The sequence below is a fragment of the Tessaracoccus sp. OH4464_COT-324 genome, assembly GCF_003932855.1.
In the GTDB taxonomy this organism is placed as follows: Bacteria; Actinomycetota; Actinomycetes; order Propionibacteriales; family Propionibacteriaceae; genus Arachnia.
Genome location: NZ_RQYZ01000001.1, coordinates 157043 through 182131 on the forward strand (window position 1 = coordinate 157043; position 25089 = coordinate 182131).

27 protein-coding genes and 1 tRNA gene are annotated in these 25089 nt (G+C 64.6%); 17 read left to right on the top strand and 11 right to left on the bottom strand.

Features of this window, described 5'->3' with window-relative positions:
• Positions 1–59 precede the first annotated feature (59 nt).
• Complete coding sequence (locus tag EII42_RS00765) at positions 60–836, bottom strand: MBL fold metallo-hydrolase (RefSeq protein WP_125170199.1); 777 nt, start codon at positions 834–836, stop codon at positions 60–62.
• Between the two features lie 105 nt (positions 837–941).
• Here EII42_RS00765 and hrcA point away from each other — a divergent pair, with 105 nt between their 5' ends.
• From hrcA to tgt, 4 genes are read left to right on the top strand one after another with little or no spacing between them, the layout of a single operon-like run.
• Complete coding sequence (gene hrcA, locus EII42_RS00770; RefSeq protein WP_125170200.1) at positions 942–1943, top strand: heat-inducible transcriptional repressor HrcA; 1002 nt, start codon at positions 942–944, stop codon at positions 1941–1943.
• A 16-nt stretch (positions 1944–1959) separates the two neighbouring features.
• Complete coding sequence (dnaJ, locus tag EII42_RS00775; protein WP_125170428.1) at positions 1960–3141, top strand: molecular chaperone DnaJ; 1182 nt, start codon at positions 1960–1962, stop codon at positions 3139–3141.
• Positions 3138–3845: a 16S rRNA (uracil(1498)-N(3))-methyltransferase gene (locus EII42_RS00780; RefSeq protein ID WP_125170201.1), complete on the top strand. Its 708-nt coding sequence runs from the start codon at positions 3138–3140 to the stop codon at positions 3843–3845. The genes dnaJ and EII42_RS00780 overlap by 4 nt, the downstream gene beginning before the upstream one ends.
• On the top strand, positions 3842–5059 hold the full coding sequence (tgt, locus tag EII42_RS00785; protein ID WP_125170202.1) for a tRNA guanosine(34) transglycosylase Tgt: 1218 nt from the start codon (positions 3842–3844) through the stop codon (positions 5057–5059). Before EII42_RS00780 ends, tgt begins: the two co-directional genes overlap by 4 nt.
• Positions 5060–5137: 78 nt before the next feature.
• On the opposite strand, the gene EII42_RS00790 is transcribed toward tgt, so the two are convergent.
• Together EII42_RS00790 and EII42_RS00795 are read right to left on the bottom strand one after the other, a co-directional pair.
• On the bottom strand, positions 5138–5599 hold the full coding sequence (locus EII42_RS00790) for a hypothetical protein (RefSeq protein ID WP_125170203.1): 462 nt from the start codon (positions 5597–5599) through the stop codon (positions 5138–5140).
• On the bottom strand, positions 5596–6303 hold the full coding sequence (locus EII42_RS00795) for a queuosine precursor transporter (RefSeq protein ID WP_125170204.1): 708 nt from the start codon (positions 6301–6303) through the stop codon (positions 5596–5598). The genes EII42_RS00790 and EII42_RS00795 overlap by 4 nt, the downstream gene beginning before the upstream one ends.
• A gap of 76 nt (positions 6304–6379) precedes the next feature.
• Between EII42_RS00795 and EII42_RS00800 the strand changes: the two genes are divergently transcribed.
• The 5 genes from EII42_RS00800 to era all read left to right on the top strand — a co-directional run bounded on the left by EII42_RS00800 (position 6380) and on the right by era (position 10556).
• On the top strand, positions 6380–6790 hold the full coding sequence (locus EII42_RS00800) for a DUF5709 domain-containing protein (protein WP_125170205.1): 411 nt from the start codon (positions 6380–6382) through the stop codon (positions 6788–6790).
• 110 nt (positions 6791–6900) lie between these two features.
• Complete coding sequence (locus tag EII42_RS00805; RefSeq protein ID WP_125170429.1) at positions 6901–7833, top strand: PhoH family protein; 933 nt, start codon at positions 6901–6903, stop codon at positions 7831–7833.
• Positions 7830–8285: an rRNA maturation RNase YbeY gene (gene ybeY, locus EII42_RS00810; protein ID WP_125170206.1), complete on the top strand. Its 456-nt coding sequence runs from the start codon at positions 7830–7832 to the stop codon at positions 8283–8285. Before EII42_RS00805 ends, ybeY begins: the two co-directional genes overlap by 4 nt.
• Before the next feature lie 62 nt (positions 8286–8347).
• The gene (locus EII42_RS00815) at positions 8348–9643 is read left to right on the top strand and encodes a hemolysin family protein (RefSeq protein WP_233558211.1); all 1296 of its coding nucleotides are present in this window, start codon (positions 8348–8350) and stop codon (positions 9641–9643) included.
• Positions 9636–10556 (top strand): GTPase Era, encoded by a 921-nt coding sequence (gene era, locus EII42_RS00820; RefSeq protein WP_125170207.1) that lies wholly within the window; start codon positions 9636–9638, stop codon positions 10554–10556. The genes EII42_RS00815 and era overlap by 8 nt, the downstream gene beginning before the upstream one ends.
• Positions 10557–10597: 41 nt before the next feature.
• Here era and leuA read toward each other — a convergent pair whose 3' ends face one another.
• The gene (leuA, locus tag EII42_RS00825) at positions 10598–12328 is read right to left on the bottom strand and encodes a 2-isopropylmalate synthase (protein ID WP_125170208.1); all 1731 of its coding nucleotides are present in this window, start codon (positions 12326–12328) and stop codon (positions 10598–10600) included.
• Positions 12329–12567: 239 nt separating this feature from the next.
• Here leuA and EII42_RS00830 point away from each other — a divergent pair, with 239 nt between their 5' ends.
• Positions 12568–13884, top strand: a complete 1317-nt coding sequence (locus tag EII42_RS00830) for a citrate synthase (protein ID WP_125170209.1) — start codon at positions 12568–12570, stop codon at positions 13882–13884.
• Here the strand turns inward: EII42_RS00830 and EII42_RS00835 are convergent.
• Positions 13881–14645 (bottom strand): isoprenyl transferase, encoded by a 765-nt coding sequence (locus tag EII42_RS00835; RefSeq protein ID WP_125170210.1) that lies wholly within the window; start codon positions 14643–14645, stop codon positions 13881–13883. The genes EII42_RS00830 and EII42_RS00835 overlap by 4 nt on opposite strands.
• Positions 14646–14675: 30 nt before the next feature.
• Here EII42_RS00835 and recO point away from each other — a divergent pair, with 30 nt between their 5' ends.
• Entirely contained in the window at positions 14676–15398 is a 723-nt protein-coding gene (gene recO / locus EII42_RS00840; RefSeq protein ID WP_125170211.1) for a DNA repair protein RecO, read from the top strand.
• On the opposite strand, the gene EII42_RS00845 is transcribed toward recO, so the two are convergent.
• The 4 genes from EII42_RS00845 to EII42_RS00860 are packed head-to-tail and all read right to left on the bottom strand — an operon-like array spanning position 15395 to position 18500.
• Positions 15395–15784: a Fur family transcriptional regulator gene (locus tag EII42_RS00845; protein ID WP_125170212.1), complete on the bottom strand. Its 390-nt coding sequence runs from the start codon at positions 15782–15784 to the stop codon at positions 15395–15397. The genes recO and EII42_RS00845 overlap by 4 nt on opposite strands.
• A complete protein-coding gene (locus EII42_RS00850) occupies positions 15771–16757 on the bottom strand; it encodes a metal ABC transporter permease (RefSeq protein WP_125170431.1) in 987 nt (328 codons plus the stop codon). The genes EII42_RS00845 and EII42_RS00850 overlap by 14 nt, the downstream gene beginning before the upstream one ends.
• Positions 16757–17491, bottom strand: a complete 735-nt coding sequence (locus EII42_RS00855) for a metal ABC transporter ATP-binding protein (protein WP_125170213.1) — start codon at positions 17489–17491, stop codon at positions 16757–16759. The genes EII42_RS00850 and EII42_RS00855 overlap by 1 nt, the downstream gene beginning before the upstream one ends.
• Positions 17481–18500 carry a metal ABC transporter substrate-binding protein gene (locus EII42_RS00860; protein WP_233558212.1) on the bottom strand — a complete coding sequence of 340 codons (1020 nt, stop codon included), beginning with the start codon at positions 18498–18500 and terminating at the stop codon, positions 17481–17483. The genes EII42_RS00855 and EII42_RS00860 overlap by 11 nt, the downstream gene beginning before the upstream one ends.
• 104 nt (positions 18501–18604) lie before the next feature.
• Here EII42_RS00860 and EII42_RS00865 point away from each other — a divergent pair, with 104 nt between their 5' ends.
• From EII42_RS00865 to dnaG, 4 genes are read left to right on the top strand one after another with little or no spacing between them, the layout of a single operon-like run.
• Complete coding sequence (locus EII42_RS00865) at positions 18605–18895, top strand: antibiotic biosynthesis monooxygenase family protein (protein ID WP_125170214.1); 291 nt, start codon at positions 18605–18607, stop codon at positions 18893–18895.
• A gap of 60 nt (positions 18896–18955) precedes the next feature.
• Positions 18956–20098 (top strand): tRNA dihydrouridine synthase DusB, encoded by a 1143-nt coding sequence (gene dusB / locus EII42_RS00870; protein ID WP_125170215.1) that lies wholly within the window; start codon positions 18956–18958, stop codon positions 20096–20098.
• Position 20099: 1 nt separating this feature from the next.
• Complete coding sequence (locus tag EII42_RS00875) at positions 20100–21206, top strand: HD domain-containing protein (protein WP_125170216.1); 1107 nt, start codon at positions 20100–20102, stop codon at positions 21204–21206.
• 8 nt (positions 21207–21214) lie between these two features.
• Positions 21215–23029 (top strand): DNA primase, encoded by a 1815-nt coding sequence (gene dnaG / locus EII42_RS00880; protein ID WP_125170217.1) that lies wholly within the window; start codon positions 21215–21217, stop codon positions 23027–23029.
• Between the two features lie 161 nt (positions 23030–23190).
• Here the strand turns inward: dnaG and EII42_RS00885 are convergent, their stop codons facing one another.
• Positions 23191–23943, bottom strand: a complete 753-nt coding sequence (locus EII42_RS00885) for a sigma-70 family RNA polymerase sigma factor (RefSeq protein ID WP_125170218.1) — start codon at positions 23941–23943, stop codon at positions 23191–23193.
• Between the two features lie 117 nt (positions 23944–24060).
• On the opposite strand from EII42_RS00885, the gene EII42_RS00890 reads away from it, so the two are divergent.
• Positions 24061–24537 (top strand): hypothetical protein, encoded by a 477-nt coding sequence (locus EII42_RS00890; protein WP_125170219.1) that lies wholly within the window; start codon positions 24061–24063, stop codon positions 24535–24537.
• Positions 24538–24578: 41 nt separating this feature from the next.
• Positions 24579–24654, top strand: a tRNA-Asn gene (locus tag EII42_RS00895).
• Positions 24655–24765: 111 nt separating this feature from the next.
• On the opposite strand, the gene EII42_RS00900 is transcribed toward EII42_RS00895, so the two are convergent.
• Complete coding sequence (locus EII42_RS00900) at positions 24766–25062, bottom strand: hypothetical protein (protein WP_125170220.1); 297 nt, start codon at positions 25060–25062, stop codon at positions 24766–24768.
• Between the last annotated feature and the right edge of the window lie 27 nt (positions 25063–25089).

The window sequence follows — 25089 nt, forward strand, 5'->3', positions numbered from 1 at the left end:
CGAAAACGTCGAGTGGGCGGGACTCTCCGCCCGGACCGGGATAGCCCCCGCGACCTGCCCTAGACCAACGGCAGTCGCTTGCGCGGCACCACGCCCTGGGACGTCAGCTCGGCGACGATGAACGGGATCGCCGAACGCACCGTCGACTCGGCGAACGGCCACTCTGCCACGGCCTCATACAACTCGGCCTCCCCGGTGCCCGTGCTGTACAACTGCTCCACCGTCGAGTAGAGGAAACCGAGCTTGCCCCCACAGAGCATGACGTCCTCGCGGGAACCGGGAACGCCGTGACCGGGCACGAACAGGGTGTCCGGACCGGCAGAACCCAGGGCGCTGTCCAGCACGCCGGGCCACTTGCTCGGCAAGGAATCCTCGTCGAACTGCGGCTCATCCTCCAACAGATCGCCCACCGCGATGACGTCCTTGCTGGGCACGATCACCACGACGTCCGAGCGGGTGTGCGCGGGGCCGAAATGGACGATCTCCACGAAACAATCGCCCAGGTCCAGCGCGTGCACCAGGCTGAAGGTCGTCGTAGGGCGCAGCTCATCCGGTACGTCGGGCGAGGCCAGGGACTCGTGTGCGATGGACTCGACGTCGGTCATGCCGGCGAGCCCATGCCAGTGATCGTAATGGGCGTGGGTGATGACGATCTGCTCGACTGGGACCGGCGACAGCCTGCGCGCGCTAGCCAGAAGCTCGGCCCCGACCTCGGCAGTGCCCCCGGCATCCACCAGCAGCGCCCGCTCGCGCCCGGCGATCAGCAGGACGTTCGCATCGTCGGGCTGGGTGACGGCCAGCCACACGTCGGGCTTCAGCTGTTGCCAATTGATCATGCGCCCAGCATAGGCGCTGAGCGAGCCGCGCGGTCTCGCCCGGTTTTCCCATTTCTCGGTTCGGGGTAAGCTGGCACTCGGTCTGGGTGAGTGCTAGGAGGTGTGATGCTCGACGACCGCAAGCTCAACGTGCTCAAGGCAATCGTCACCGACTACGTGGCTAGCAGGGAACCCGTCGGTTCCAAGGCCTTGGTGGAGCGCCACCGGCTCAACGTGTCGGCGGCCACCGTCCGCAACGACATGGCCGTGCTCGAAGAAGAGGGCTACATCACGCAGCCGCACACCAGCGCTGGCCGGATCCCCACGGACAAAGGCTACCGGCTGTTCGTGGACAAACTGGCCCGCATCAAGCCGCTGTCGGCTGCCGAGCGGCGCGCGATCTCGTCGTTCCTCGACGGCAGCCTGGACACGGATGACCTGGTGGCCCGCACCGTGCGGCTGCTGGCGGAACTTACCCACCAGGTGGCGATCGTCCAGTATCCGGTGACGCAGCGCGGGCTCATCCGCCATGCCGAGTTGGTCACGCTCAGCCCGGAGCGTGTCATGGTGATCATCGTCACGGCGTCAGGCAGGGTGGATCAGGCGATGGTGGAGATCTCGATTCCCGCGGAGGCCCTCGGCGACCTGCGTGCGAGCATCGTCGGATCGGTGATCGGCCGCACACCAGCCGCCGCAGCGGACGCGCTCGGCAAGGCGCTGGACGCCGTTCGCCCGGAATATCGGCCGCTCGCGACGCGCCTCATCGCCACCACGCTGGAACTGTTGGCGGCGGAGCCCGCGACGCACGTCGTCGTGGCCGGGGTGCCGAACCTGGCAGGTGGGGTCTTCGACAACCTGCGTCCGCTGCTGGAGGCGCTGGAAGAGCAGGTGGTTCTGCTGCGCCTCCTCGCGGAGGCGGCGAGCGACGACATCACGGTGCGCATCGGTCAGGAGAACACCGCCGACGGCTTCCAGACGACCAGCCTGGTGGCTAGCGGCTACGGCCCCGGCGGCGGGCTCTCGGCCAGCCTCGGCGTCGTCGGACCAACCCGGATGGACTATCCGGCCACCATTGCCTCCGTGCGCGCAGTCGCGCGCTACGTGAGCCGTTTCCTCATGGAAGGTTGATTCACGAACAGTGAGCATGAAGGACTACTACGCCATCCTGGGCGTCGAGCGTGACGCCAGCCCCGAGGCCATCAAGAAGGCCTACCGCCGTAAGGCGATGAAGGTGCACCCCGATGTGGCGCCGGACGACGAGAACGCCGCCGAAAAGTTCAAAGAACTGAGCGAGGCCTACGAGGTGCTGAGCGATCCCAACAAGCGTGCAATCTTTGATCGAGGCGGCGACCCGACGCGCTCGGGTGGGGGCGCGGGAGCCGGGTTCTCCGGCTTCGGCGGCGGTTTCGCGGGCGGCTTCGACTTCTCGAACCTGGTCGATGCCATGTTCGGCACGCAGACGGGGCGCGGAGGGCCGCGTTCCCGAGTGCGACGCGGTAAGGACGCACTCGTGCAAGCTCGGCTGGAGCTGTTCGAGGCAGTCTTCGGCACCACGAAGACCATCAAGGTGGACACCGCAGTCGTTTGCCCGAAGTGCACGGGCGCGGGTAGCGAACCCGGCTCCGAGCCGGTCACCTGCAAGACCTGCGACGGGCATGGCGAGATCATGCAAATTCAACGCAGTTTCCTGGGCGACATCCGCACCACGCAGGCCTGTCCCCAGTGCCGTGGCTTCGGGACGATCATCCCCAGGCCCTGCTCCGAGTGCTCCGCAGAGGGCCGGGTCAGGCAGACGCGCACGATATCGGTTCGGATTCCGGCGGGCGTGTCGACGGGCAACCGGATCCATCTGGAAGCGCAGGGTGAGGTCGGCCCGGGCGGCGGACCCGCGGGGGACCTGTACGTCGAGTTGCGGGTTGCCGGACACGAGACCTTCCGCCGGGACGGGGACAACCTTGAGGCGGTATTGAGTGTGCCCATGACCGCTGCCGCGCTCGGCACGACGGTGGAGCTCGCCACGCTGGAAGCCGAATGGGAGAAATCCGATCCGGCACAGCGCAGCGTGAACGTCGAGGTTCCGGCCGGGACCCAGTCGGGCACCCGAATCGCGATCAAGGACCGTGGCGTTCCCCGGTTGCGCGGGACGGGGCGCGGCGAGCTCGGCATCACCATCCTTGTTCGGACGCCCACAAAACTCGACGAGAAGCAGCGCGACCTGTTGCGCCAGCTGGCCGAGGCGCGAGACGAACTGGATCCGGCCTCGTTCGGCAACCGCGAGCAGCGCAGCGGCGGATTCTTCGGCTGGATGAAGGACAGACTGTCTTGACCGGGGCGCTGTTCCTCGCCGAGTTCGATACCGTCGAGGTGGGTCAGCGGATCTCCGTAGGTGGGGAGGAAGCGCGGCACGCGACGGTGAAGCGAATCGAACTGGGCGAAGAGGTTGTGGTGGCCAACGGGCGTGGCCTGGGGTTCGCCGGACCCGTTCGTGGTGTGACTCGCGAGGAACTCGTGGTCGAGGTCGCTCGCGTCCTGCGTGACGCGCCCGCCCGCCGTGTGGTTGCGGTGCAGGCGCTGGCCAAAGGAGACCGGTCGCTGCTCGCGGTGCAGATGCTTACCGAGGTGGGCGCGCACCAGATTGTCGCCTGGCAATCCGACCGCTGCATCGTGCGCTGGAGTGGGGAAAGAGGCGAGAAGTCGCTCGCCAAGTGGACGGCGACTGCTCGCGAGTCCGCTAAGCAGGCACGCAGACTGACAACCCCCGACGTGCTGCCCGCCACGAACAGGACGCTCGGCAAGCTGCTGGTCGGCGTCGGGACGATCCTGGTGCTACACGAGGCCGCAGACCGCCACATTCGCGACGCCGAGATCGTGGGCGACGTGGCTGTCGTCGTCGGGCCGGAGGGCGGCATTTCGCCGGATGAGCTTGCGATGCTGGCAGGTCTCGGGGGACAACCGGTGCGGATCAGTGATCACGTGCTGCGCACCTCGACGGCCGGGGCCGTGGCCATCGGACAACTGGAGGTGCTGTGACTTTCTTCGAGATTGACTCTCGGCTCGGCTCGGCGCCGGGCAGGACCGGAGTGATCCACACACCGCACGGCGACATTGAGACGCCGGCGTTCATCGTCGTGGGAACTAAGGCCACCGTCAAGGCGGTGCTGCCCGAGACGGTCAGTGAGCTAGGGGCCCAGGCGGTGCTGGCGAACGCCTACCACCTTTATCTGCAGCCGGGCTCGGAGCTGGTTGACGAGGCGGGCGGGCTGGGCAAGTTCATGAACTGGCCCGGCCCCACCTTCACGGACTCCGGGGGATTCCAGGTGATGAGCCTCGGAGCGGGTTTCAAGAAGGTGCTCGCCATGGATACCACGGGCCTGCAGAACGACGACGTGATCGCGGAGGGCAAGCAGCGTCGGGCACACGTCGACGAGGACGGGGTGACGTTCGTGTCACACCTCAACGGGGATCTGCACCGCTTTACCCCGGAGGTTTCGATGCGGATTCAGCACGAGTTGGGCGCGGACATTATGTTTGCCTTCGATGAGCTGACCACGCTGATGAACACCCGCGAATATCAGGAGGCGTCGGTTGAGCGCACCTATCGCTGGGCTGAACGCTGCCTTGCGGCCCACGAGCAGCTCACCAAGGAGCGAGCCGACAAGCCATACCAGGCGCTCTTCGGGGTCATCCAGGGGGCGCAGTACGAGGATCTGCGGCGCAGGGCGGCCCGCGGACTCGCGGAGCTTGAGGTCGCAGGCCGACAGTTCGACGGTTTCGGCCTGGGCGGTGCGCTGGAAAAGCGGCGGCTGGGGGAGATCGTCGGCTGGATGGTTGACGAATTGCCCGAGGAGAAACCTCGGCACCTGCTCGGCATTTCCGAACCGGACGACCTGTTCGCCGCGGTGGAGATGGGCGCCGACACGTTCGACTGCGTGAACCCGTCGCGAGTGGCGCGTAACGCGGCGATCTACACTCATGACGGCCGATTCAACGTGAACACGTCCGCCAACCGGCGGGCTTTCGTGCCGTTGGATGAGGACTGCGACTGCTACACCTGCGCGCACTACACGCGCGCCTATCTGCATCACCTGTTCAAAGCCAAGGAAATGCTGGCCTCCACACTCGCCACCATCCACAATGAACGCTTCACTGTGCGGTTGGTGGATCAAATCCGGCGAGCCATACGCTCCGGCGAGTTCTACGAGTTCCGCGACGATTTCCTGGGCAGGTTCTACGCGGGCCGCTAGGCGCAGGTCAGGGCGCTGATGGCTTGAGAATCGCCCGAACCGGTGCGCCGCAACCTGGTGCGACTTTCGCAGCAAGGCCTAGCGGGCGACGTCGGTCTCCTGCACGCCGAGCGCGGTGAGGAAGGCCGTCGGGTCATCGATCGAGAAAGCGATTCGACGGCCGTCTGCCAGCTTGAGAGTGACCTCTTCCCCGGACGCTCGCCACATGTGGTCTCCGCGCCCTTCGTGTCGTCTGCCCCAGCCATGGCCGACCCCGGAAAGGTGGTAGCCGCCGCGTGCAGCCGTGATGAACTCGACCGGGATGCGATACGGCGGGCCGAACAACAACGAGCCGCGCAGGACCAAATCCTCCGCGTTCAATTCGACGACGAGGCGGGTTCGCCAGATGATCGCGCCGAGAGCACCGCCCACCGCAATCAGGATCAGACCGGAGGGGATGCTGTTTGGCAGAAGAAGCGCGACGACACCGAATATGGTAGCAACCAACACCGCCAAGAGTTTGGGTTCTCGACCGACATGAATGACCGCTCTGTACCTCATTCTGGGACGCTTTCGAGTCGTCTGCCGTAGGTTGGTTCGTGTGCTTTCACGAGGCTGATCACTCGGTACGTGATGGGCAGTACGGCCACCTCGACCAGTACTTTGTAGGTGTAGCCGAGGACGATGTAGTTGAGCATCGTGCCGCCCGAGATGATGCCGTAAAAGGCCACCATGCAGAACACGGTGGTGTCCGCAGCTTCGCCCACCAGGGTAGAACCGAGGAGCCTGGCCCAGAGCCCACGACGGGGCGCCAGTTCCTTCAGTCTGACCAGCACCCACGCGTTGAGCGCCTGCCCCACCAGATAGCCGAGCATGCTGGCCACCACTATGCGCGGCACGAAGCCTAGAATCGCATCGTAAGCCTCCTGGTTGGGCCAATCGGTCGCCGGCGGTGCGATGCCGACGAGCAGGAAAGTGAAGGAGGCGATCAGCGCCATCACAAAGCCTGCGAGGATGGCTCTTCGCGCTCCACGCAGGCCGTACACCTCGGCCAGGACATCGCCGATCACGTAGGTCAGCGGGAACAGAAGCGCTCCACCGTCGGTGATGACGGGTAACACCGGGAAACCGAACAGTTCCAGCTCCGGGCCGAACTGAATCAGCTTCACTGCAGCGACATTTGAGATAAGCAACAACCCGACGAAAGCCACCACCACAAGGTCGTAAGCTCCACGAGTAGGCCTGGCGAAACTCATTCTTTCCATCGATGGAATCCTAAGCCAATGCGCCCGAATTGCCGACTCTGCCCCACGGCTGGGCTGAAGATGGCAGGATTGATGTATGGAAGGCGACGAAGCATCGGATCGCGACGAATACGAGGTGGATCAGCTCCAAGCGGCTGATACGCTCATTGATCGCGGCGTGGACGACGTACTCGACGAGGGCTATGTTGCGCCGGATGGTTGGAGCCCGGCGCAGGGCTTCGGCAACACCCTCGCCGAGATGAGGCAAGGCGAGAGCTTGGACATGCGGGTCAAGCAGGAGGAGCCAGAACACGATCCGCAGCGCCTAGAAGGCCACTGGAACCCGCTGTACGAGGACCGCGAGGTGGGCGTTCAACGCGCCGGGCGTCTGGTCGTGGGCGACGACGGCACTGTTGGCCACGACATGGGTTTCTCAGGTGGCGCGGCCTCTGCAGAGGAAGCAGCGATGCACGTCATCGATCAAGAAGCACAACTCGAAGACGATTAAGCTAGGTGCGACGACGAGAGCCGTCGTACCTGCTTGCGAAAGGCAACGCCCTGTCCCGCCTCACCGAACAGCCCGGCACCCGCGTGGTGACCGTGCCGCCCTCTATCGACATGATCAGCCTCTTGGGCCCCGGCGACTCCAACCTTCGGGTGCTGGAAGCTGTGCTGGCCGCCGATCTGCACGTCAGAGGAAGCCAGATAACTCTGTCCGGGTCCACTGCGCAGGTTGCTCTGGCTGCGGACGTGTTAGCGGAACTGATCGCAATCCTGCGCACTGGCCAGGGCCTGAGTCCGGAGACCGTGGCTCGCGTCGTCGAGTTGGCCGATGAGCCGGGGGCCTCAGCGGTGGAGGTGCTAACCCATGACATCGTCAGCGCCCGCGGCAAGACGGTGCGCCCCAAGACGCTCAACCAGAAGCGTTACGTAGACGCCATTGACCGACACACCATCGTCTTCGGGATCGGACCCGCCGGGACCGGGAAGACCTACCTTGCGATGGCGAAGGCCGTGCAGGCGCTGCAAAGCAAACGCGTGAGCCGCATCATCCTCACCCGGCCGGCGATCGAAGCCGGGGAGAAACTCGGGTTTCTGCCGGGCACGCTGAGCGACAAGATTGACCCGTACCTGAGGCCCCTTTACGACGCGCTGCACGACATGGTCGCGGCGGACTCGGTGCCCAAGCTGTTGACCTCGGGCGTCGTCGAGGTTGCGCCGCTGGCGTACATGAGGGGCCGTACGCTGAATGACGCGTTCATCATTCTTGACGAGGCCCAGAACACCTCGGCTGAGCAGATGAAGATGTTCCTCACTCGGCTCGGCTTCGGCTCGAAGATCGTGGTCACGGGCGATGTCACCCAGATTGATTTGCCGAACGGTACCCGTTCCGGACTCAAGCTGGTCCAGGGAATCCTCGACGGGGTGGAGGACATCGCCTTTTGCGAACTCACCGCCCGCGATGTGGTGCGGCACCAGCTGGTGGGGCGCATCGTCGCGGCCTATGACTCCTACGACAGTGCCCAAGCAGCTAGAAAGGTGCCTCGATGATCGACCTCAACAACGAATCCGGTGTGGCCGCCGATGAGCAGGGCTTGATCAGATTGGCGCGCTTCGCGCTCGATCAACTGCGGATTCATCCGCAAGCTGACCTGTCGATCTTGCTGGTGGATGAGGAAACCATGAGCGACTATCACACGCGCTTCATGGATCTCCCTGGGCCGACGGATGTGCTCAGCTTCCCGATGGATGAGCTGCGCCAGCCAGGCGACGATGAGGAACCGCCGCTCGGTATGCTCGGTGACATCGTGCTCTGCCCGGCAGTGACCGCTCGACAAGCGGCCGAGAACGGCCGCGAGCCGGATGCGGAAGCCGAATACCTGCTCATCCATGGGCTGCTTCATCTGCTCGGCCATGATCATGTGGAACCGGACGAGAAGGCCATCATGTTTGGGTTGAACGACAAGATCATCGCTGCTTGGGCGGTCGCCAGGAACGCTTGAGGGATGCCCGGAGCGCCGGTGCGGCGTTCGCTGAGCGGGAATAGTTAGGGAGAAGAAGCAAGTTGGAGTGGCTGGAACTCGGGACCGCGTTGGCGTTCGCCATCGTCGCAAGCGTCCTCGCCGCCATCGAGATGGCCGCGACTGTGACGACGAAGAGGAGAGCCGAGCGCTTGGCTGAGGACGGGGTACGTGGAGCACAACGGATCCTGCTGATCGCGCAGGACCCGGCTCCGACGATCAACTCCGTCATGTTCGCCCGGATGGCCTCGGAGATTTCTGCAATCACCATCGCGGGTCTCGTGGTCTACCAGCATTTCACCGCGAACTGGTCCCGAGTGCTCACCACGGTGGGCATTATGCTGATCGTCTCGTTCATCCTCTGGGGGGTGGCCCCCCGAACCCTCGGAAGGCAGCACCCCGTTCGGGTCCTGCAGCTGTTCGGCCCGCTAATCAGCGTTTTGACGGCATTGCTCGCTCCTGTGGCGCAGCTGATGATCCTGATCGGCAATCTGCTGACTCCGGGCCGTGGGTTCGCCGACGGTCCCTTCGCCACCGAAGCGGAGTTGCTGGATCTGGTGTCGGCTGCGGAGGAACAGGATTTGATTGAGGCCGACGAGTCCAAGATGATTCACTCGGTCTTTGAGTTGGGCGACACCATCGTCAAGGAAGTCATGGTCCCTCGAACCGACATGGTGTTCATCAAATCGGGTCGGACGCTGCGACAATTGCTCAGCCTCGCGCTGCGCTCTGGTTTCTCCCGCATCCCGGTGGTGGGAGAAAGCAACGACGACATCCTGGGCATCGTTTACCTGAAGGACGTCTCGAAGCGGATCTACGACAACCCCGATGCGGAGCGCGGTGAGAACGTCGATTCAGTCATGCGCCCCGCCGCATTCTGTCCTGATTCCAAACCGGTTTCCGAGCTGTTACGCGAGATGCAACGCGACCGAAGCCATATGGTGGTGGTGGTGGACGAGTTCGGGGGCACGGCCGGGCTGGCCACGATCGAGGACATCCTGGAGGAGATCGTCGGGGAGATCGTGGACGAGTACGATACCGAGATCGAGAGGGTGGTTGATCTGGGGGACGGGGTTTTCCGTGTTTCCTCGCGGTTGCCCGTGGATGAGATGGGCGAGTTGTTCGATCTCAAGCTCGATGATGAGGACGTGGAGACGGTGCTGGGGCTGATGGCGAAGCAGCTCAACCTGGTTCCCATTCCCGGCTCCAGGACCACTTATCAAGGCATCGAGATGGTGGCCGATCGCGCAGTCGGGCGCAGACATCAGATCGGCACCATCGTCGTGCGCCAGTTGCCCGAAGGGCAGGCGGAGGAAGTACAGGAGGAATTGGATGACTGAGCACCGCTCCGGATTCGCATGTTTCGTGGGCCGGCCCAACGCGGGCAAGTCCACGCTGACCAACGCTTTGGTGGGGCAGAAGATCGCGATCGCGTCTTCCAAGCCGCAGACCACCCGACACACGGTTCGTGGCATCGTCACTCGTTCGGATGGTCAACTGATCCTGATTGACACGCCGGGGCTGCACAGGCCGCGGACGCTGCTCGGAGAGCGGCTCAACGCGCTGGTTTACGACACGTGGGCCGAGGTCGACGTGATCGGTGTGTGCCTACCCGCCAACGAGAGGGTTGGCCCGGGAGACAAACACATCATCAGGGAAATAGCGGCTCTCCACCACCGCCCCACGCTGCTGGCCCTGGCCACGAAGATCGACACCGTGAGCAAGGAACGACTTCTGGAGCACCTCGCCAGCATCGACGAGGTTGCCCGGGAGGTGGGCATCGAGTGGGCCGCAGTTGTACCGGTGTCCGCCGCGTCCGGGGAACAGGTGGACGTCGTTGCGGATCAGTTGCTCGCGCTGCTGCCCGAGGGCCCGGTTTACTACCCCGACGGGGAGATCACGGACGAGCCGGAGGAGATTCTGATCGCGGAGCTGATCCGCGAGGCAGCCCTGGAGGGGGTGCGTGACGAATTGCCGCACTCGATCGCGGTGCAGATTGACGAGATCATTCCTCGCGAGGGGCGCCCCGCGGACAAGCCCCTGCTTGACGTGTACGCCTCCATCATCGTGGAGCGGGACTCGCAAAAGGGCATCATCATCGGCCACAAGGGTTCCCGACTGCGCGAGATCGGTTCTGCTGCCCGCCTGCAGATAAACAAGCTCCTGGGCACCCGCGTGCATCTGCAGATCCACGTGAAGGTGCTGAAGGAGTGGCAACGTGACGCCAAGCAGCTGGGCAAGCTGGGCTTCTGAGGTCGACGGTGGGTCCACCGCTCGGCGGACCCACCGTCGATTCAGCCGCGGATCGCGCGGTTGACCGCGCTCAGGATCGCCTTCAGTGAGGAGTTGGTGATGGACGGGTCGATGCCCACACCCCAGAACACCTGGGCGTCCGCCTCCGGGCCGATCTCACACTCGACGTAGGATGCAGCCTGCGCGTCGCCGCCTGCGGTCAGTGCGTGTTCCTTGTAGTCGAGTACCCGGATGTGCAGGCCCGCGCGGGTCATCGCGTCAATGAACGCGGAGACCGGACCGTTGCCCTCACCCGTGTACAACACGTCGACGCCCTTGTCATCGTTGACGATCGCGGTCAGCATGAACTGCCCATTCTGGTCGGTGGACTTCACCTTGGACAGGCTCCAAGCCCCCTCCGCCAGGTATTCAGCGGAGAAGATATCGAAGATCTGCTGGGGCGTGACCTCGCCGCCCACCTGGTCGGTGTGGGACTGCACAACCCGGGAGAACTCCATCTGCAACCGACGTGGCAGATCCATCTTGAACTCGCTCTTCATCAGGTAGGCCATGCCGCCCTTGCCCGACTGCGAGTTGACCCTGATCACGGCCTCGTAGGTGCGGCCCACATCGTGTGGGTCGATGGGCAGGTAGGGCGCCTCCCAAGCGATCTCGTGCATCGACAGGCCCTGCTCCTCGGCCTGCCGCTCCAAGTCCTCCAGGCCCTTCTTGATGGCGTCCTGGTGGGAGCCAGAGAACGCGGTGTATACCAGGTCGCCGGCGTAGGGTTGGCGGGCGGGAACGGGCAGGCCGGTGCAGTATTCGACGGTTCGCTTGATCTCGTCGATTCTGGAGAAGTCGAGCATCGGGTCCACGCCCTGGGTGTACAGGTTCAACGCCAGCGTCACCAGATCCACGTTGCCGGTGCGTTCCCCGTGGCCGAACAGGCAGCCCTCGACGCGATCCGCGCCGGCCATCTGCCCCAACTCGGCGGCAGCCACCGCCGTGCCACGGTCGTTGTGCGGGTGCAGTGAGACCGCGACGAACTCGCGATGCTTGACGTTGCGGATGAAGTACTCGATCTGGTCTGCGTAGGTGTTGGGCGTGGAGCGCTCCACTGTGGCCGGAAGATTGAAGATGATCTCGCGCTCCGGGCCGGGTTGCCACACGTCGCTCACGGCGTTGCAGACCTCCACCGCAAAATCGGTGGGGGTCTGGGTGAAGATCTCTGGAGAGTACTGGTAACCGAACTCGACGTCTCGCAGGTACCGGTCAGCGTACTTCATCACGAGCTCGGTGCCGAACACTGCCAGATCCTTGCAGTCGCTCTCCGACATGCGAAACACTACGCGCCGGAACAACTCGGCCGTGGCGTTGTACAGGTGGATGGTGGCGCGCTTGGCGCCGACGATGGACTGAGCCGTGCGCTCGATCAGGTCGGCCCGGGCTTGGGTCAGGACGGATATGGTGACGTCGTCGGGCACCAGATCGTCCTCGATCAGCTGACGCACGAAGTCGAAGTCGGTCTGCGAGGCCGAAGGGAACCCGACTTCGATTTCCTTGTAGCCGATGGCGACTAGGAGTTCGAACATGCGACGTTTGCGGCTGGGCGTCATGGGGTCGATCAGGGCCTGGTTGCCGTCGCGCAGGTCGGTGCTCAGCCAGCGCGGGGCTCGCTCAATGCGCCTGCTGGGCCAGGTGCGGTCGGGGACATCGACGGGGACGAACGGCTTGTAGCGGGCCCAGGGCATCGGGCTGTGCTGTTGAACAGGCTTGGGTTGCGGGCGGGTCATGGGGCTTCCTTCTCGTTGTGGGTGCCAGCACGGCGATCACCGCAGCGAGCAGGCCGGCTAATCAGGACGGGGCCTCGCTGCGGCAGACAAGGAGAAACAGGTGTGCCACGAGCCTCAATCTAGCAGCGGGGCGGGTGCGCGGGTGCTGCTTCCGCACTGTGGACAGCACGGTTCCGGGGTAGGGGTCCAGTTGCTGAAATGGCTCACCACTCAACTACTACGGCAAGTAGTTTTGGTGTATGAACGAGCAAGCTTTCCTGGAAGTTGACGGCAGGACCGTGGCGCTACCCATCGTCGAAGGCACGGAGGGCGAGCGGGCTCTCGACATCTCCAGGCTTCGGGCCGAGACCGGCCTGATCACCCTGGACGATGGCTACGCCAACACCGGATCTTGCCTGTCCGGCATTACTTTCATCGACGGCGAGCGTGGCATCCTGCGCTATCGAGGCATCCCTATCGAGCAACTCGCTGCCCACTCATCCTTCATTGAGGTCGCCGAGCTACTCGTCTTCGGCGACCTGCCATCGGCGGAGGAACGTCAGGAGTTTCGTCGCCTGCTTGAGGAGAACTCGGCCCTACACCGAGACATGCGCAAACTGTTCGACGGGTTCCCCTCCGACGCGCACCCCATGGCGATCCTGTCAGCAGTGATCAACGGGCTGCAGGCCTACGACCTGCCCAGCATCGATATCGACGACGAGGCCAGTTTTCGCCGCGCCTCGGCCCTGCTGATCTCCAAGGTTCGCACGCTGGCCGCGGCAGCGTATAAGTCGCACTTGGGCCAGCAGATCGTCTACCCGCGCTACGACCTGAGCTATGCGGAGAACTTTCTCCACATGATGTTCACTCAGCCCTACAAAGAGTACGAGCCGAAGCCCGAGGTGGCGCACGCACTCAACATGTTTCTCGTGCTGCACGCCGACCACGAACAGAACTGCTCCACGTCGACTGTACGGATGGTGGCCTCCGGCGGAGCAAACCTTTACGCCTCGGTGTCCGCCGGGGTGTGCGCACTCTGGGGCCACAAGCACGGCGGCGCAAACATGGGGGTTATTCAGATGCTGGAGCAGATCCGCAGCGGGGGTTACACCGCCCGCGGCTACATCGAGCGCGCGAAGGACAAGCGTTCCGGGGTGAAGCTGATGGGCTTCGGGCATCGGGTTTACCGCAACTTCGATCCCCGGGCGCGGGTGCTGAAATCGGCTGCCGATGACCTACTCGACAAGATGCGTATCACGGACCCGCTGCTGGATATAGCGCGGGAGGTGGAAGCGGCCGCGTTGAGCGACGACTACTTCATCGAGCGCCGGCTGTACCCAAACGTCGACTTCTACTCCGGAATCGTTCTGCGGGCCATCGGAATCCCGGTTGACATGTTCACCGTGTTGTTCGCCATCGGGCGCACGCCGGGTTGGATAGCGCACTGGAAGGAAGTCACGGACAACCCGACCCAGCGGATCTATCGGCCTAGGCAGGTGTACGGCGGCAACCAGCTCACCAACTGGAAGCCAAAGGCCGAGCGCAAACCTCGGTTCGGCTGGCGTCTGAGAGGTTAGGCGGAACCAAACCGACGATCTCGGGTGGCGTACTGTTCGACGGCGGACCACAGGTCGCGGCGATCGAAGTCGGGCCACAGCCGGTCCAGGAAGATCAGTTCGGCGTAGGCCGACTGCCAGAGCAGGAAGTTGGAGGTGCGCTGTTCCCCGGAGCTGCGCAGGAAGAGGTCCACGTCGGGGATCTCTGGCTCGTCCAGGAACTTGGCGAAGCGCGCCTCCGTGAGCCGCTCGGGGTCCAGCTTTCCTGCGCTGGCCAGGCGTGCTATCTCGCGCGCGGCATCAACGATTTCAGCGCGTCCACCGTAGTTGACGCAGAATTGCAGCGTGAGCGTGTCGTTGCGTTTGCTCATCTCCTCGGCCACTTCTAGTTCCCGGATCACCGAGCCCCACAGCTTCGGGCGTCGTCCCGCCCAACGGATGCGCACGCCCAGCTCGTTCAACTCGTCGCGCCTGCGGTGGATCACGTCGCGGTTGAACCCCATCAACCAACGCACCTCCTCCGGGGACCGCTTCCAGTTCTCGGTGGAGAACGCGTAGGCCGACAGGTAGGGAATGCCCAACTCAATGGCGCCATGGATAACGTCGAGCAACGCGGCTTCGCCCTTGGCGTGGCCCTCGGTACGCTTCAACCCGCGCTGCTTGGCCCAGCGCCCGTTGCCGTCCATGACGATGGCGACGTGGCGCGGCAGGGTTTTCGGGGCGATTACTGGCGCTGTGGCGCCGCTCGGGTGAGGCGTGGGGCGTCGGCGAGGCTCAGGCATGAACTCAGCGTAGCCGCCTAGAGTGGTCGCGTGCCTACCTATCGTGATGAAGCCGTCGTATTGCGCACCCAGCAGCTGGGTGAAGCCGACCGCATCGTCACCTTGCTCTCCCGCCGGCATGGCAAGATTCGGGCGGTGGCGAGAGGGGTCAGGCGTTCGTCCAGCAAGTTCGGTGGCCGACTCGAACCCTTCAACCATGTGGATATCCAGTTCGCCACCGGTCGCGGCTCCCTGGAGGTGGTGGCCCAGGTGGAGGCGATCCGGGCCAGCCGATTGGGCGGCGACTACACACGCTTCACCGCAGGTCAGGTGCTCGTCGAGACGGCCGACCGCCTGGTTTCCGAGGAGGGCTCGCCGGCCCAACAGCAGTTTCTGCTACTGGCGGGCGCTCTGTGGGCGCTGGAGCACAATCGTTACCCGGCTGCGCTCATCGTCGATTCATACCTGCTGCGTTCGCTTGCGCTGGCCGGCTACGGGGTGGCGTTGGGCGAGTGCGGCGGCTGCGGCGACCACATCGTCGGCTGGTTCTCTCCGCGGGAGGGTAGTGTGTCGTGTTCGAACTGCCGCCCGTTCGAAGCCGAGAGGCTGTCCGAAGCGGAACGAACTCACCTGGGCGCGCTGATCGCCGGGGACTGGCCCAACGCTTGCGCAGCGGAACTTGCCGTTGCACGTCGAGTCGACCAGCTGGTGGTGTCGTACGCCACCTGGCACCTGGACAGAGCCCTGCGTTCCCTGCCCTACTTCGAGCGCTAGGCGGAACAGTTTCGACAGAGTCCGAAAAGCTCCACCTCGTGGCCAGCATTGGTGAAGCCGTGCGCAGCGGCCACCTCCCGTGCCCACTGCTCGACGCTCTCCGCCTCGATCTCGACGGTGTAGGCGCAGCTTCGGCAGACGAGATGGTGATGGTGCCCCGGAGTGCACGCCCGATAGGCAGCCTCGCCGTCGGGAGTGCGGACCATGTCCACCTCGTCGGCGTCAGCCATCTGCTGCAGTGCCCGGTACACGGTGGCCAGACCGATCTTATCTCCGACGGCTCGAAGCTCAGCATGAACCTGCTGGGCCGTTTTGAAATCCTCGGTGCTCGCCAGGAAGTCCCGCACTGCGGCCCGCTGCCAGGTGTTTCGCTTAGTGCTCGTCATAGTGGTCTCCGTGCCTGGCGTGGCGATGGCCGCCGTGAACGTAGTCGATGTGATCGCCGTGTTGGATCACTTTGCCACGTTTTGCTCGGCGATGGGCGCGATCATCGTGTGGTTCCGCAATTTGATGCTGCTGGTGGCCGGAATCCGCGACGTAGGAGATGAACCGCCACGGACGGCGCAAATATCGGCCGAAAAGCCAGGACAGCGCCAAGAGGGCGATAGCGGCGACGACGATGGTTGCTCCGGTGGGGGAGTCGAGCGCGAACGAGGAGAAGGTGCCGAGCACGGCCGACACCACCCCGAAGAACATCGCGCCGTAGAAAGAGCCGCGGAAGCTGACGAAACACTGCTGGGCGGTGGCCACGGGAATAATCATCAACGCGGAGATGAGCAGCAGCCCCACGGTGCGCATGGCAAGGGTCACCGCTGTGGCGGCCAATACGACGATGAGCAGGTTAAGCCAGCGCACCCTCACCCCGAGGGTGCGGGCGTAGACCTCATCAACGCTGACTGCGAACAGCCGGGGATAGAGGCCGATCGTGATCGCCAGCATCAGGGTGGCCAGCACGACTATCAGCCAGATGTCCGTGGCACTGACCGACGTGAGCGAGCCGAACAGGAACGCGCTCAACCCGGCCGCACCCTGGCCGGCGATGCCGGCCATCAATACTCCGGCGGCCAGCCCCCCGTAGAACAGGATGGCCAAACCGAGATCTCCCGACGCGCGGCCGCTCTGCCGCAGCAACTCAACGACCACGGCACCGACGACGGTCGCGACGATGGCCACCGGCAGCGGGGATTGGCCGGTGAGCAGCGCGAGCCCCACGCCCATGATTGCGACGTGCCCCAGACCGTCGCCGAGGAGGCTGAGCCGTTTCTGCACGATGTACACGCCGACGCTCGGCGCAAGCAGGCCACTCAGCGTCGCAGCAATCAGAGCACGCTGGAAGAAGGGATAGGACAGAATCTCGATCATGTGCTTGGGAAGGAGTCGAGGCCCAGGGGGCCCTGGTCGGCTTGGTCATGGGTGGGCTGGGAATCGGCGTGGACCACGGTGGTCACGCGGCCCTCGCAGAGGGTGACCGTGCGGTCAATGGCGACGGCCCCGGTTTCGTGAAGTACCACGAGCAGCCCGCGCCCGCCCTGGACGAGCGAGTCCAGTAGCGCGCCGATTCCGGCCTGAGAATGGATGTCCACGCCTGCCATCGGCTCGTCCATCAGGAACAGATCTGGCTCGGTGGCCAGAGCTCGGGCGATGAGCGTGCGCTGCTTCTGGCCGCCGGAGAGGGATGCGAAGGGCCAGTGGGCGCGCTCGGCCAGGCCCACCGTCGAGATCGCGTGCCGGATGGCGGCGCGGTCGGTGGCCCGCATCCGCAGGAAGGGGCGTCGGTGCGGGATGCGGCCGGAGGAGACGATCTCCTCTACGGTGGCGTTGAGCAGGGAGATCTGTGAGTGCTGCGGCACGTAGCCGATCCGTCGCCACTGGGTGAAGCTCGCCAATGGCTCGCCGAATAACTCGACGGAGCCCTCCTGGTGGGGCAGCGCGCCGATCAGTGCGCTGATCAACGTCGACTTTCCGGAGCCGTTGCCGCCGACGAGCGCCACAGTTTCTCCGGCATCCACGTGCAGCGAAACGTCGCGCAGGACAGGGTTGCTGCCCCGCGCGACGTACAGGTGGTCGGCCGTGAGGAGCCGCTCAGCAGCCATTCGCGGTCTTCAACTCCGACAGGTTGGCCCGCATGATGGACGGGTAGTCCTTGCCGGGAGAGTTGGCGGTGATGCCTTCCAGCGGATCCAGGACAGCTGTTTTGAGGCCGAGATCGCCGGCGATCGCCTCGGATACGGCCGGGCTGGTCAGGGTCTCGAAGAAGATCGTGGTGACGTTGTGCTCCTTGGCGAGGCGCTGCACCTCCGCGATTCGCGCGGGTGAGGGCTCGTCGTCGGGGTTGATCCCGGAGATGCCAATCTCGGTCAAGCCGTACTTCTCGGCCAGGTAGTTGAAGGCCTGATGGGAGGTGATGAAGGTCTTCCGCTCGCAGCTGGCCAGGCCCTTCGCAAACTCTCCGTCGAGGGCGGTCATCTGGTTGCTGAACTCGCTCGCGCCCTTGGCGAGTTGCTCCTTCAACGCGGGGAACCCATCGCCGAGCTTGTGGGCGATGGCGTCGCCCACCTGGGCGAGACGGAGCGGATCCTGCCAAAAGTGGGGGTCGAAGTCGCCGTGGTCGTGGTCGTCTTTGTGGGTGTCGTGGTCGTGGTCGTCTTTGTGGGTGTCGTGGTCGTGGTCGTCTTTGTGGGTGTCGTGGTCGTGGTCGTCTTTGTGGTCAACGGGCAAGAGTTTTACCACTTCGGAGACATCGAGCACCTTGGGGTTGCCAGACTGAGTGATCGCCTCGTCGACCGCGGGCTGGAATTGCTTCAGATACACCACCAGGTCGGCCTCGGTGATCTCCTTCAACTGACTTGGCTTCAGTTCGGTGCCGTGCGCGTCGGCTCCGGGTGCGGTCAGCATGGAGATGTTCACCAGGTCACCGGCCACCTGGTTGGCGGCGTATTCGAGGCCGTAGAACGCCACCACAACGTTGGGTTTGTCCGCCGAATTCGCGGCGCTGGACTCCACGCGCGCGCTGGGGCTGGCGGTTGGTTCGCCTGCGCCACCGGAACAGGCGCCGACAGCAAGCGATACGGGCAACAGAAGCAGGGCAAGGGCTTTCTTCATGAGAATGATTGTCACCCACAGCAGGGTCAAAGGCAATTCGCGCTGGTGGGGTGATTCTTCGTCGGGCGTTGGCCAGAAGCCGGATCCCCGTGTTGAATGGACGCGTGATCACCTTCATCCGGTTCCGCAATGGCGACGAACTCCTCACCGAGCTGGAAGCCGTTGCCGAGTACTGGCGAACCAAACCCGGAAACATCAGTGTGGAGTTGGTACGCAGCGTCGACGAGCCCTCCCTGATGGCGTTGATCGGCCGCTGGGAGAACATCGGGTCCTACCGGAGGGCCCTGGGCGGGCAGGAAGGCAAGCTGCTGCTCACCCCGGTGCTGCTGCATGCGGTGGATGAGCCAACCGCGTACCTGCCGTTGGGGGAGGCGGAGGCGCCGCTCACGTTCTGAGCGGCTTGGGCCGATCGGCCGGTCGGCGTAGACTCTTGCGGTCGCAAGGAGGAACAACCCATGGTCGCACCGCTCAGACTGCACGCCCCGAGCCGAAAGGACGCAGTGGTCGTCGACCTACCGGTGGTTCTGGCTCCGATGGCGGGGGTCACGAACGCGGCCTATCGCCAACTATGCCGCGAGCAGGGGGCCGGGCTGTACGTGTGCGAGATGATCACCTCACGCGGGCTCGTCGTCGGAGACCTCAAAACCCGGACCATGCTGCAGTTCGACCCGGGCGAGCGCACCCGGTCGGTACAGCTCTACGGTGTGGACGCGGACGCGATGGCTCAGGCCGCGCGAATCCTGGCGAGGGAGTTCGCCGTCGACCACATCGACCTGAACTTCGGCTGCCCGGTCCCCAAGGTCACCCGCAAGGGCGGGGGTGGGGTGCTGCCCTACAAGCGTGATCGGCTGCGCGCCATCGTCCGCGCCACCGTACGGGCAGCTGACGAGTTCGGCGTTCCGGTCACCATCAAGACCCGGATCGGCATTGATGACGAGCACGAGACCTTTCTCGACGCGGGCCGGATCGCCCAGGAGGAAGGCGCGGCAGCCATAGCGCTGCACGGCAGGACGGTCCAGCAGGCCTACTCGGGCGAGGCCGACTGGAGCCGTATCGCCGAGCTCAAGCAGGCCGTCACCATCCCCGTGCTCGGCAACGGCGACATCTGGGAGGCCGAAGACGCGCTCAGGATGATGGAACAGACGGGTTGCGACGGCGTCGTGATCGGCAGGGGATGCCTCGGCAGGCCCTGGCTCTTCCGGGATCTGGCAGCCGCCTTCGCGGGCGAAAGCACCCGCAACCGCCCGACGCTCGGCGAAGTGGGCCGCATGATCATCCGCCATGCGGAACTTCTCACCTCGGTGATGGGCCCGCGCGGGATTGTCGACCTGCGCAAGCACATGGCCTGGTACTTCAAGGGATATCCGGTGGGGGAACTACGCAGACGGTTCGCGATGGTCTCCACCATGGAAGAACTCCGCGAGCTCGTTGACCGGCTGGACGCCGATGCCGAGTTCCCGGTTTCTGAGCTGGGCACGCCACGCGGACGGCAGGGGAGCCCCCGGAACAAAGTGGTCCTCCCGCATGGCTGGTACGACGACACGTCGGGTATGGGACTGGACCTTGGGGAAGCCGAACTCGATGTCAGCGGAGGATAGAGTGAGCGAGCCATTGCCCAGGGCCAAGTTGTGGGCCGCCACCATGACGGGACACGGCGACGGCGTGGTCACCGCGCACGCCACGTCCAGCGCCCGGATCCGTGCGGCGTCGGGCGTGCGGCGCGAGGCGCGCGAGGAACGGGAGCGGGCGATGCTGGCCCCCGGGGCCGCGCTCGCGTCCGGGGGCGGCAAGAGGGCGGTGGCGGAGGAACCAGATCCTTACCGCACCTGTTTCGAGCGTGACCGGGACCGCATCGTGCACTCGACAGCATTCCGCCGCTTGGCGGGGAAGACGCAGGTGGTGGTTTACCCAACCGATCACCAGCGCACGCGACTGACTCACGCACTTGAGGTGGCCCAGTGCGCCATCGCGATGGCTCGCGGCGTCGGCGCCAACGTGACGCTCGTCGATGCCATGGCGCTGGGTCACGATTGCGGCCACGGCCCGGGCGGTCACGCGAGCGAGGATGCCTTCGACGAGTTCATCCCGGAGGGCTACGATCACGGGCCGTGGGGAGCCGACGTGGTGCTCGCCCCGCTGAACCTGTGCGCCGAGACGCTCGATGGGATTCGCAACCACTCCTGGTCCAGGCCGGCACCGCAAACCATCGAGGGCGAGATCGTCAGCTGGGCCGATCGGATCGCCTACTGCGCGCACGACCTGGAGGACGCGATTCACGCGGGGATAGTGCGCCCAGCCGAGGTTCCAGAAGTGGTCCGCGAGGTGGCCGGGCTGGAGCGGCGGGTTCAGTTGGCAACGTTCCTCAACGGCGTGATCGAGACCACCGTAGAGACGGGTCAGGTGGGCCTCGACGCTCGCCGTGCGGAGGCGCTGGCAGAACTGCGCCGGTTCAACTACGAGCGAATCTACACCCGTCCCGAGTCCGTAGAGCAGTCCAAGACTGTCGTCGCGGTGCTGCGCGCACTGGTGAACTACTACCTCGACAACCCTGCAGCGCTGCCCGCCGAGTACCACCAGGCCGAACTGGTTCGCGGTGCCGTGACCTATGTCGGCGGCATGACGGACCGTTTCGCCTTCGAACAGGCCGCCAAGCTGCTGGGTTGGGATCCCAAGCGGCTGCCCAGGGGCATCGGGCGGGGCGCCTGAACGCTAGGATGCAACACGTGGCGCGGTTCAGGGAGGAAGACATCGCGACGGTCCGGGAGCGGGCCCGGATTGATGACGTCATCGGTGAGTACGTCATGTTGCGCAACGCAGGCGGGTCGCTCAAGGGGCTGTGCCCCTTCCACGACGAGAAGACCCCCAGCTTCCACGTCACCCCGTCGCGTGGTTTCTTCTACTGTTTCGGCTGCGGCGAAGGAGGCGACGTTTTCACCTTCCTCCAGCGCAGCCAGAACCTGACCTTCGTCGAAGCGCTGCAACTGTTGGCGGATCGCTACCAGGTTGAGTTGGTCGTCGAGGACGACGGACAGACCACGAGCCAGCCGGGGCTGCGCAAGCAGATTCTGGAGGCGAACGCCGCCGCCCAGGATTACTACGCTGGACAGCTGACCTCAACGGAAGCCCTTGCCGCGCGAGTTTTCCTGGACCAGCGGGGATTCACCCGAGAGCACGCGGAACACTTTGGGCTCGGCTACGCGCCCAAGAACGGCCAGGCCCTCGTGCGGGTGCTCGGCGGCCGATTCGGTCTGGATGTGCTCAAGGCTGCGGGGTTGGTTCGCGACAACGGGCGCGACTTTTTCGTCGGGCGACTGCTGTGGCCGATCCGTGACTCTGGCCAGAGTGTGCTCGGCTTCGGCGCGCGGCGCATCCACGACGACGACCGATTGCCCGCGAAGTACCTGAACACGCCCGAGACGCCGGTGTACAAGAAGTCGCAGGTCCTGTATGGGCTGGATCTGGCCCGTCGCGAGATCGGCAAACGCTCGCAGGCGGTGATCGTTGAGGGCTACACCGACGTGATGGCGGCTCATATCGCGGGGGTGGAGACGGCGGTCGCGTCGTGTGGAACCGCATTCGGCGACGACCACGCCCGAGTGTTGCAACGGTTGCTGGGCACCTCCGATGGCCTGCACGGCGAGGTGATCTTCACCTTCGACGGTGACGCCGCAGGTCAGGCCGCGGCGCTGAAGGTGTTTAAGGGAGACCAGAACTTCATCGCGCAAACCTACGTGTCCGTTGAGCCCACAGGGCTGGACCCGTGTGACCTGCGGCTCCAGCATGGTGACGCGGCGATCCGCGACCTGGTGGCGCGTCGAATCCCGTTGTACCGCTTCGTGATGGAGAACATCGCGCGCTCCTACGACCTGGACCGTGCGGAGGGACGGCTGGCAGCGGCACGTGAAGCAGGGCAGCTGGTGAGTTCGATCAGGGACAGGTCACTCGTCGGCCAGTATCTGCGGGACCTGGCCCGGATACTGGGTATGGATCTGGATGAGCTGCGCCAGGCCATCCAGCGGCCGCGTTCCGTGCCGGGTCCGGAGGGGACGAATCTCGCGCCTAGCAGTGAGCAATGGCCGAATCCGAACGATCGGTCGCTTCGGCTGGAGCGAGACACCCTGAAGCTAATGCTGCAGCATCCGACGACATTCGACGCGGACTGGAACGGCGTGAAGCCCGAGGATTTCTCCCACCCGGGCTACGTCGCGGTCATGCGCCTGATCAGGTCTCAGCCCTTCGGAAAAGGTTGGGATTCCAGGCTGCGGTCTGCCGCGCCCAGCGAGCTGTGTCAGCAGCTTCTGGTGTCTCTTCTCGTGGAGCCTTTGCTGCGCGAGCCGAGCGAGTCGTATTCGTTGATCCACTCGGCCCGCCTGCAGTTGGCGCGTTTGGGACGCGAGATTGGTGTGCTGAAGTCTCGGCTCAGCCGGATGGATCCCACGAAAAGCGCCGACGAGTATCAGTCGGGTTTTGCTCAGCTGGCTGAACTGGAAAAGGAGCGCAAACGGCTCACCCAGATCAGCATGTCGTAGGTCCTGTTTCGAAAGTCGTGCCGGGGACGCGGCGCACCGGATCGGGTGAGAAGAACCCTCAGCATCCTGGCCTGTACACTCAGCACGGGAGGCAGCTGCTTCAGCGCCCACCGCGCATCCTGTCCGGAGCGTCCCGCCCCGAGACACTTTCGTGAGCAGGCCTATCCGGCCAGCAGCCTCTGGGTGGTGCCCTGCGGCAACCTCACGGTGTGGTCCTGCTCAAGGAGCTCACGGGCGCGCTGTAGGGCATGACGCTCCCAGCGGGAGATGGTCGAGGCCGAAACACCGAAGCGGGCGGCGAGCTGCTTGTGGCTCTGCGCCTCACAGCCGATGCCGAAGCGGAGCCTGAGCAACTGCTGAGAATGGCCGTCGAGTAGTTCCAGGAAGTCGATGCTCGGCGTGTTGATCTTCTCGAAGGGGTCCCGTGGGTCGGCCAAATGATCGATTGGGGCGTGCACGGCACGCAGGGCTGCTGCGCCTTCCACCTGGCCACCTGTTGCCCGTGCTTGGCTGCGCAGCCGCCGAGCATGACGCGACGAGATGACCCAGCCACCGGTGGTCTCAACATCACGTATGCGGTACAGAATCGTGTCGTAGGCGTATGTGGACAAGCGCAGACCTGCGTCGGGGCGGAAGGCGCGGATCGCTTGGCGCAACGCGATGCAGCCCTCCTGAAACAGGTCATCGAAGTCTTCGTTCTTCTGCACCGCCACCTGGTGGGCCAGCCTGGCCACCAACCTCAAGTTGCAGCACCAGAGAGCTTGTTCGGCGGTCAGACCGATCAGCGCTAGCTGCCACAGGCGGCGAATCGTTGGATGGTGGCGCAGCAGTTCCCGGGCAGGAACGATGAGCTTGACCAGTCGGCAGAGCAGTAGTTGTTGTTGGGCGGAGAGAACGGGGTAATCAAGTTTCATGATCCCAGTGCACCGCGGCCCGGGATCATCCAGCAGCGGAAACGGACTTTTCCACAGGCCGTCAGCTCACTGGGGCGGAGAAGCGGCAGTTTGCCCACATCGGGCACACTGGTTGCCATGACGGCCAGTACCGACCTTCCCAAGCAGTTCCGCGTGGACAAGCCGCTGGTGCGAGCCACCGGGCCCGACGTGGTGCTGGTCGGCAGCAGAACGCACCTGGGGCTCTTCACGGGGGGAGCCTGGCTGGTGTTGGGTTGGCATGAGATTGAGCGTGGCTCCTGGAACGGGGAGACGAAGACCTTCAAGTGGCTTGATCTGAGCGGGACAGCTCAGACGGTCCGGCTTGACGCTGCCGGGCGAATGCCGGAGCTGTTTCAGGAGAGGATGCATGCTTCCACGGTCTTCACCTTCCACTACGACCTCGATCATGGTGCGGTCAGCATCGTCGGGCGCAGGTCGTTGGCCGACGGGACGGTGCGCTGCTATGCGGTCCCCAGCGGGGGCGCGGACTTGACCGATCCGGCCACTGCCCGATTCGTTGTGGCGGAGACGGACAGGCTGAGAAGCGAGTATGGGCTCGATTGGCGTTTGTGATTGCGGGCTGCTAAAGTTCTTTCTCGTTGGTTCGCCAACGATCCCTGGTAGCTCAATTGGCAGAGCATTCGACTGTTAATCGAAGGGTTACTGGTTCGAGTCCAGTCCGGGGAGCCAGGCCGAGTGGCCCCAGCCCATGATTCGGGCTGGGGCCACTTTGTTTTTCGTGTCGCCCTCGCCGAGATGCCGGGGAACCCTCGCCCGTGGGGAAGGGAATCCCCGGAACGGTCAGTAGCCTCGGCGGCGGTTCTCGTTTTCGATCCACAGCCAGTAGAGGACGTTCCCGACGCCTCCGGTGAACATGAAAAGGAGAACATGCAGGCCGATGGAGTGCTCCTTGCGCGGCAACCGGTAGGGGTAGCCGGGTGCGATCGGCGGTACCGGATACTCGTAAGGCGGTTGAGGGGGAAATGGCTGTTGGGCGTAGGGGGTATTTGGGAGCCCCGCGCCGTAGTCTGGTGAACTGGGCGGCGGGTAGTAACCGCGGTCGTCGTCTGGTAGGGGGTGCGCGTGCGGCGAGGTCATCCATCGTCCTTTCTGCGAAGGCCTGCC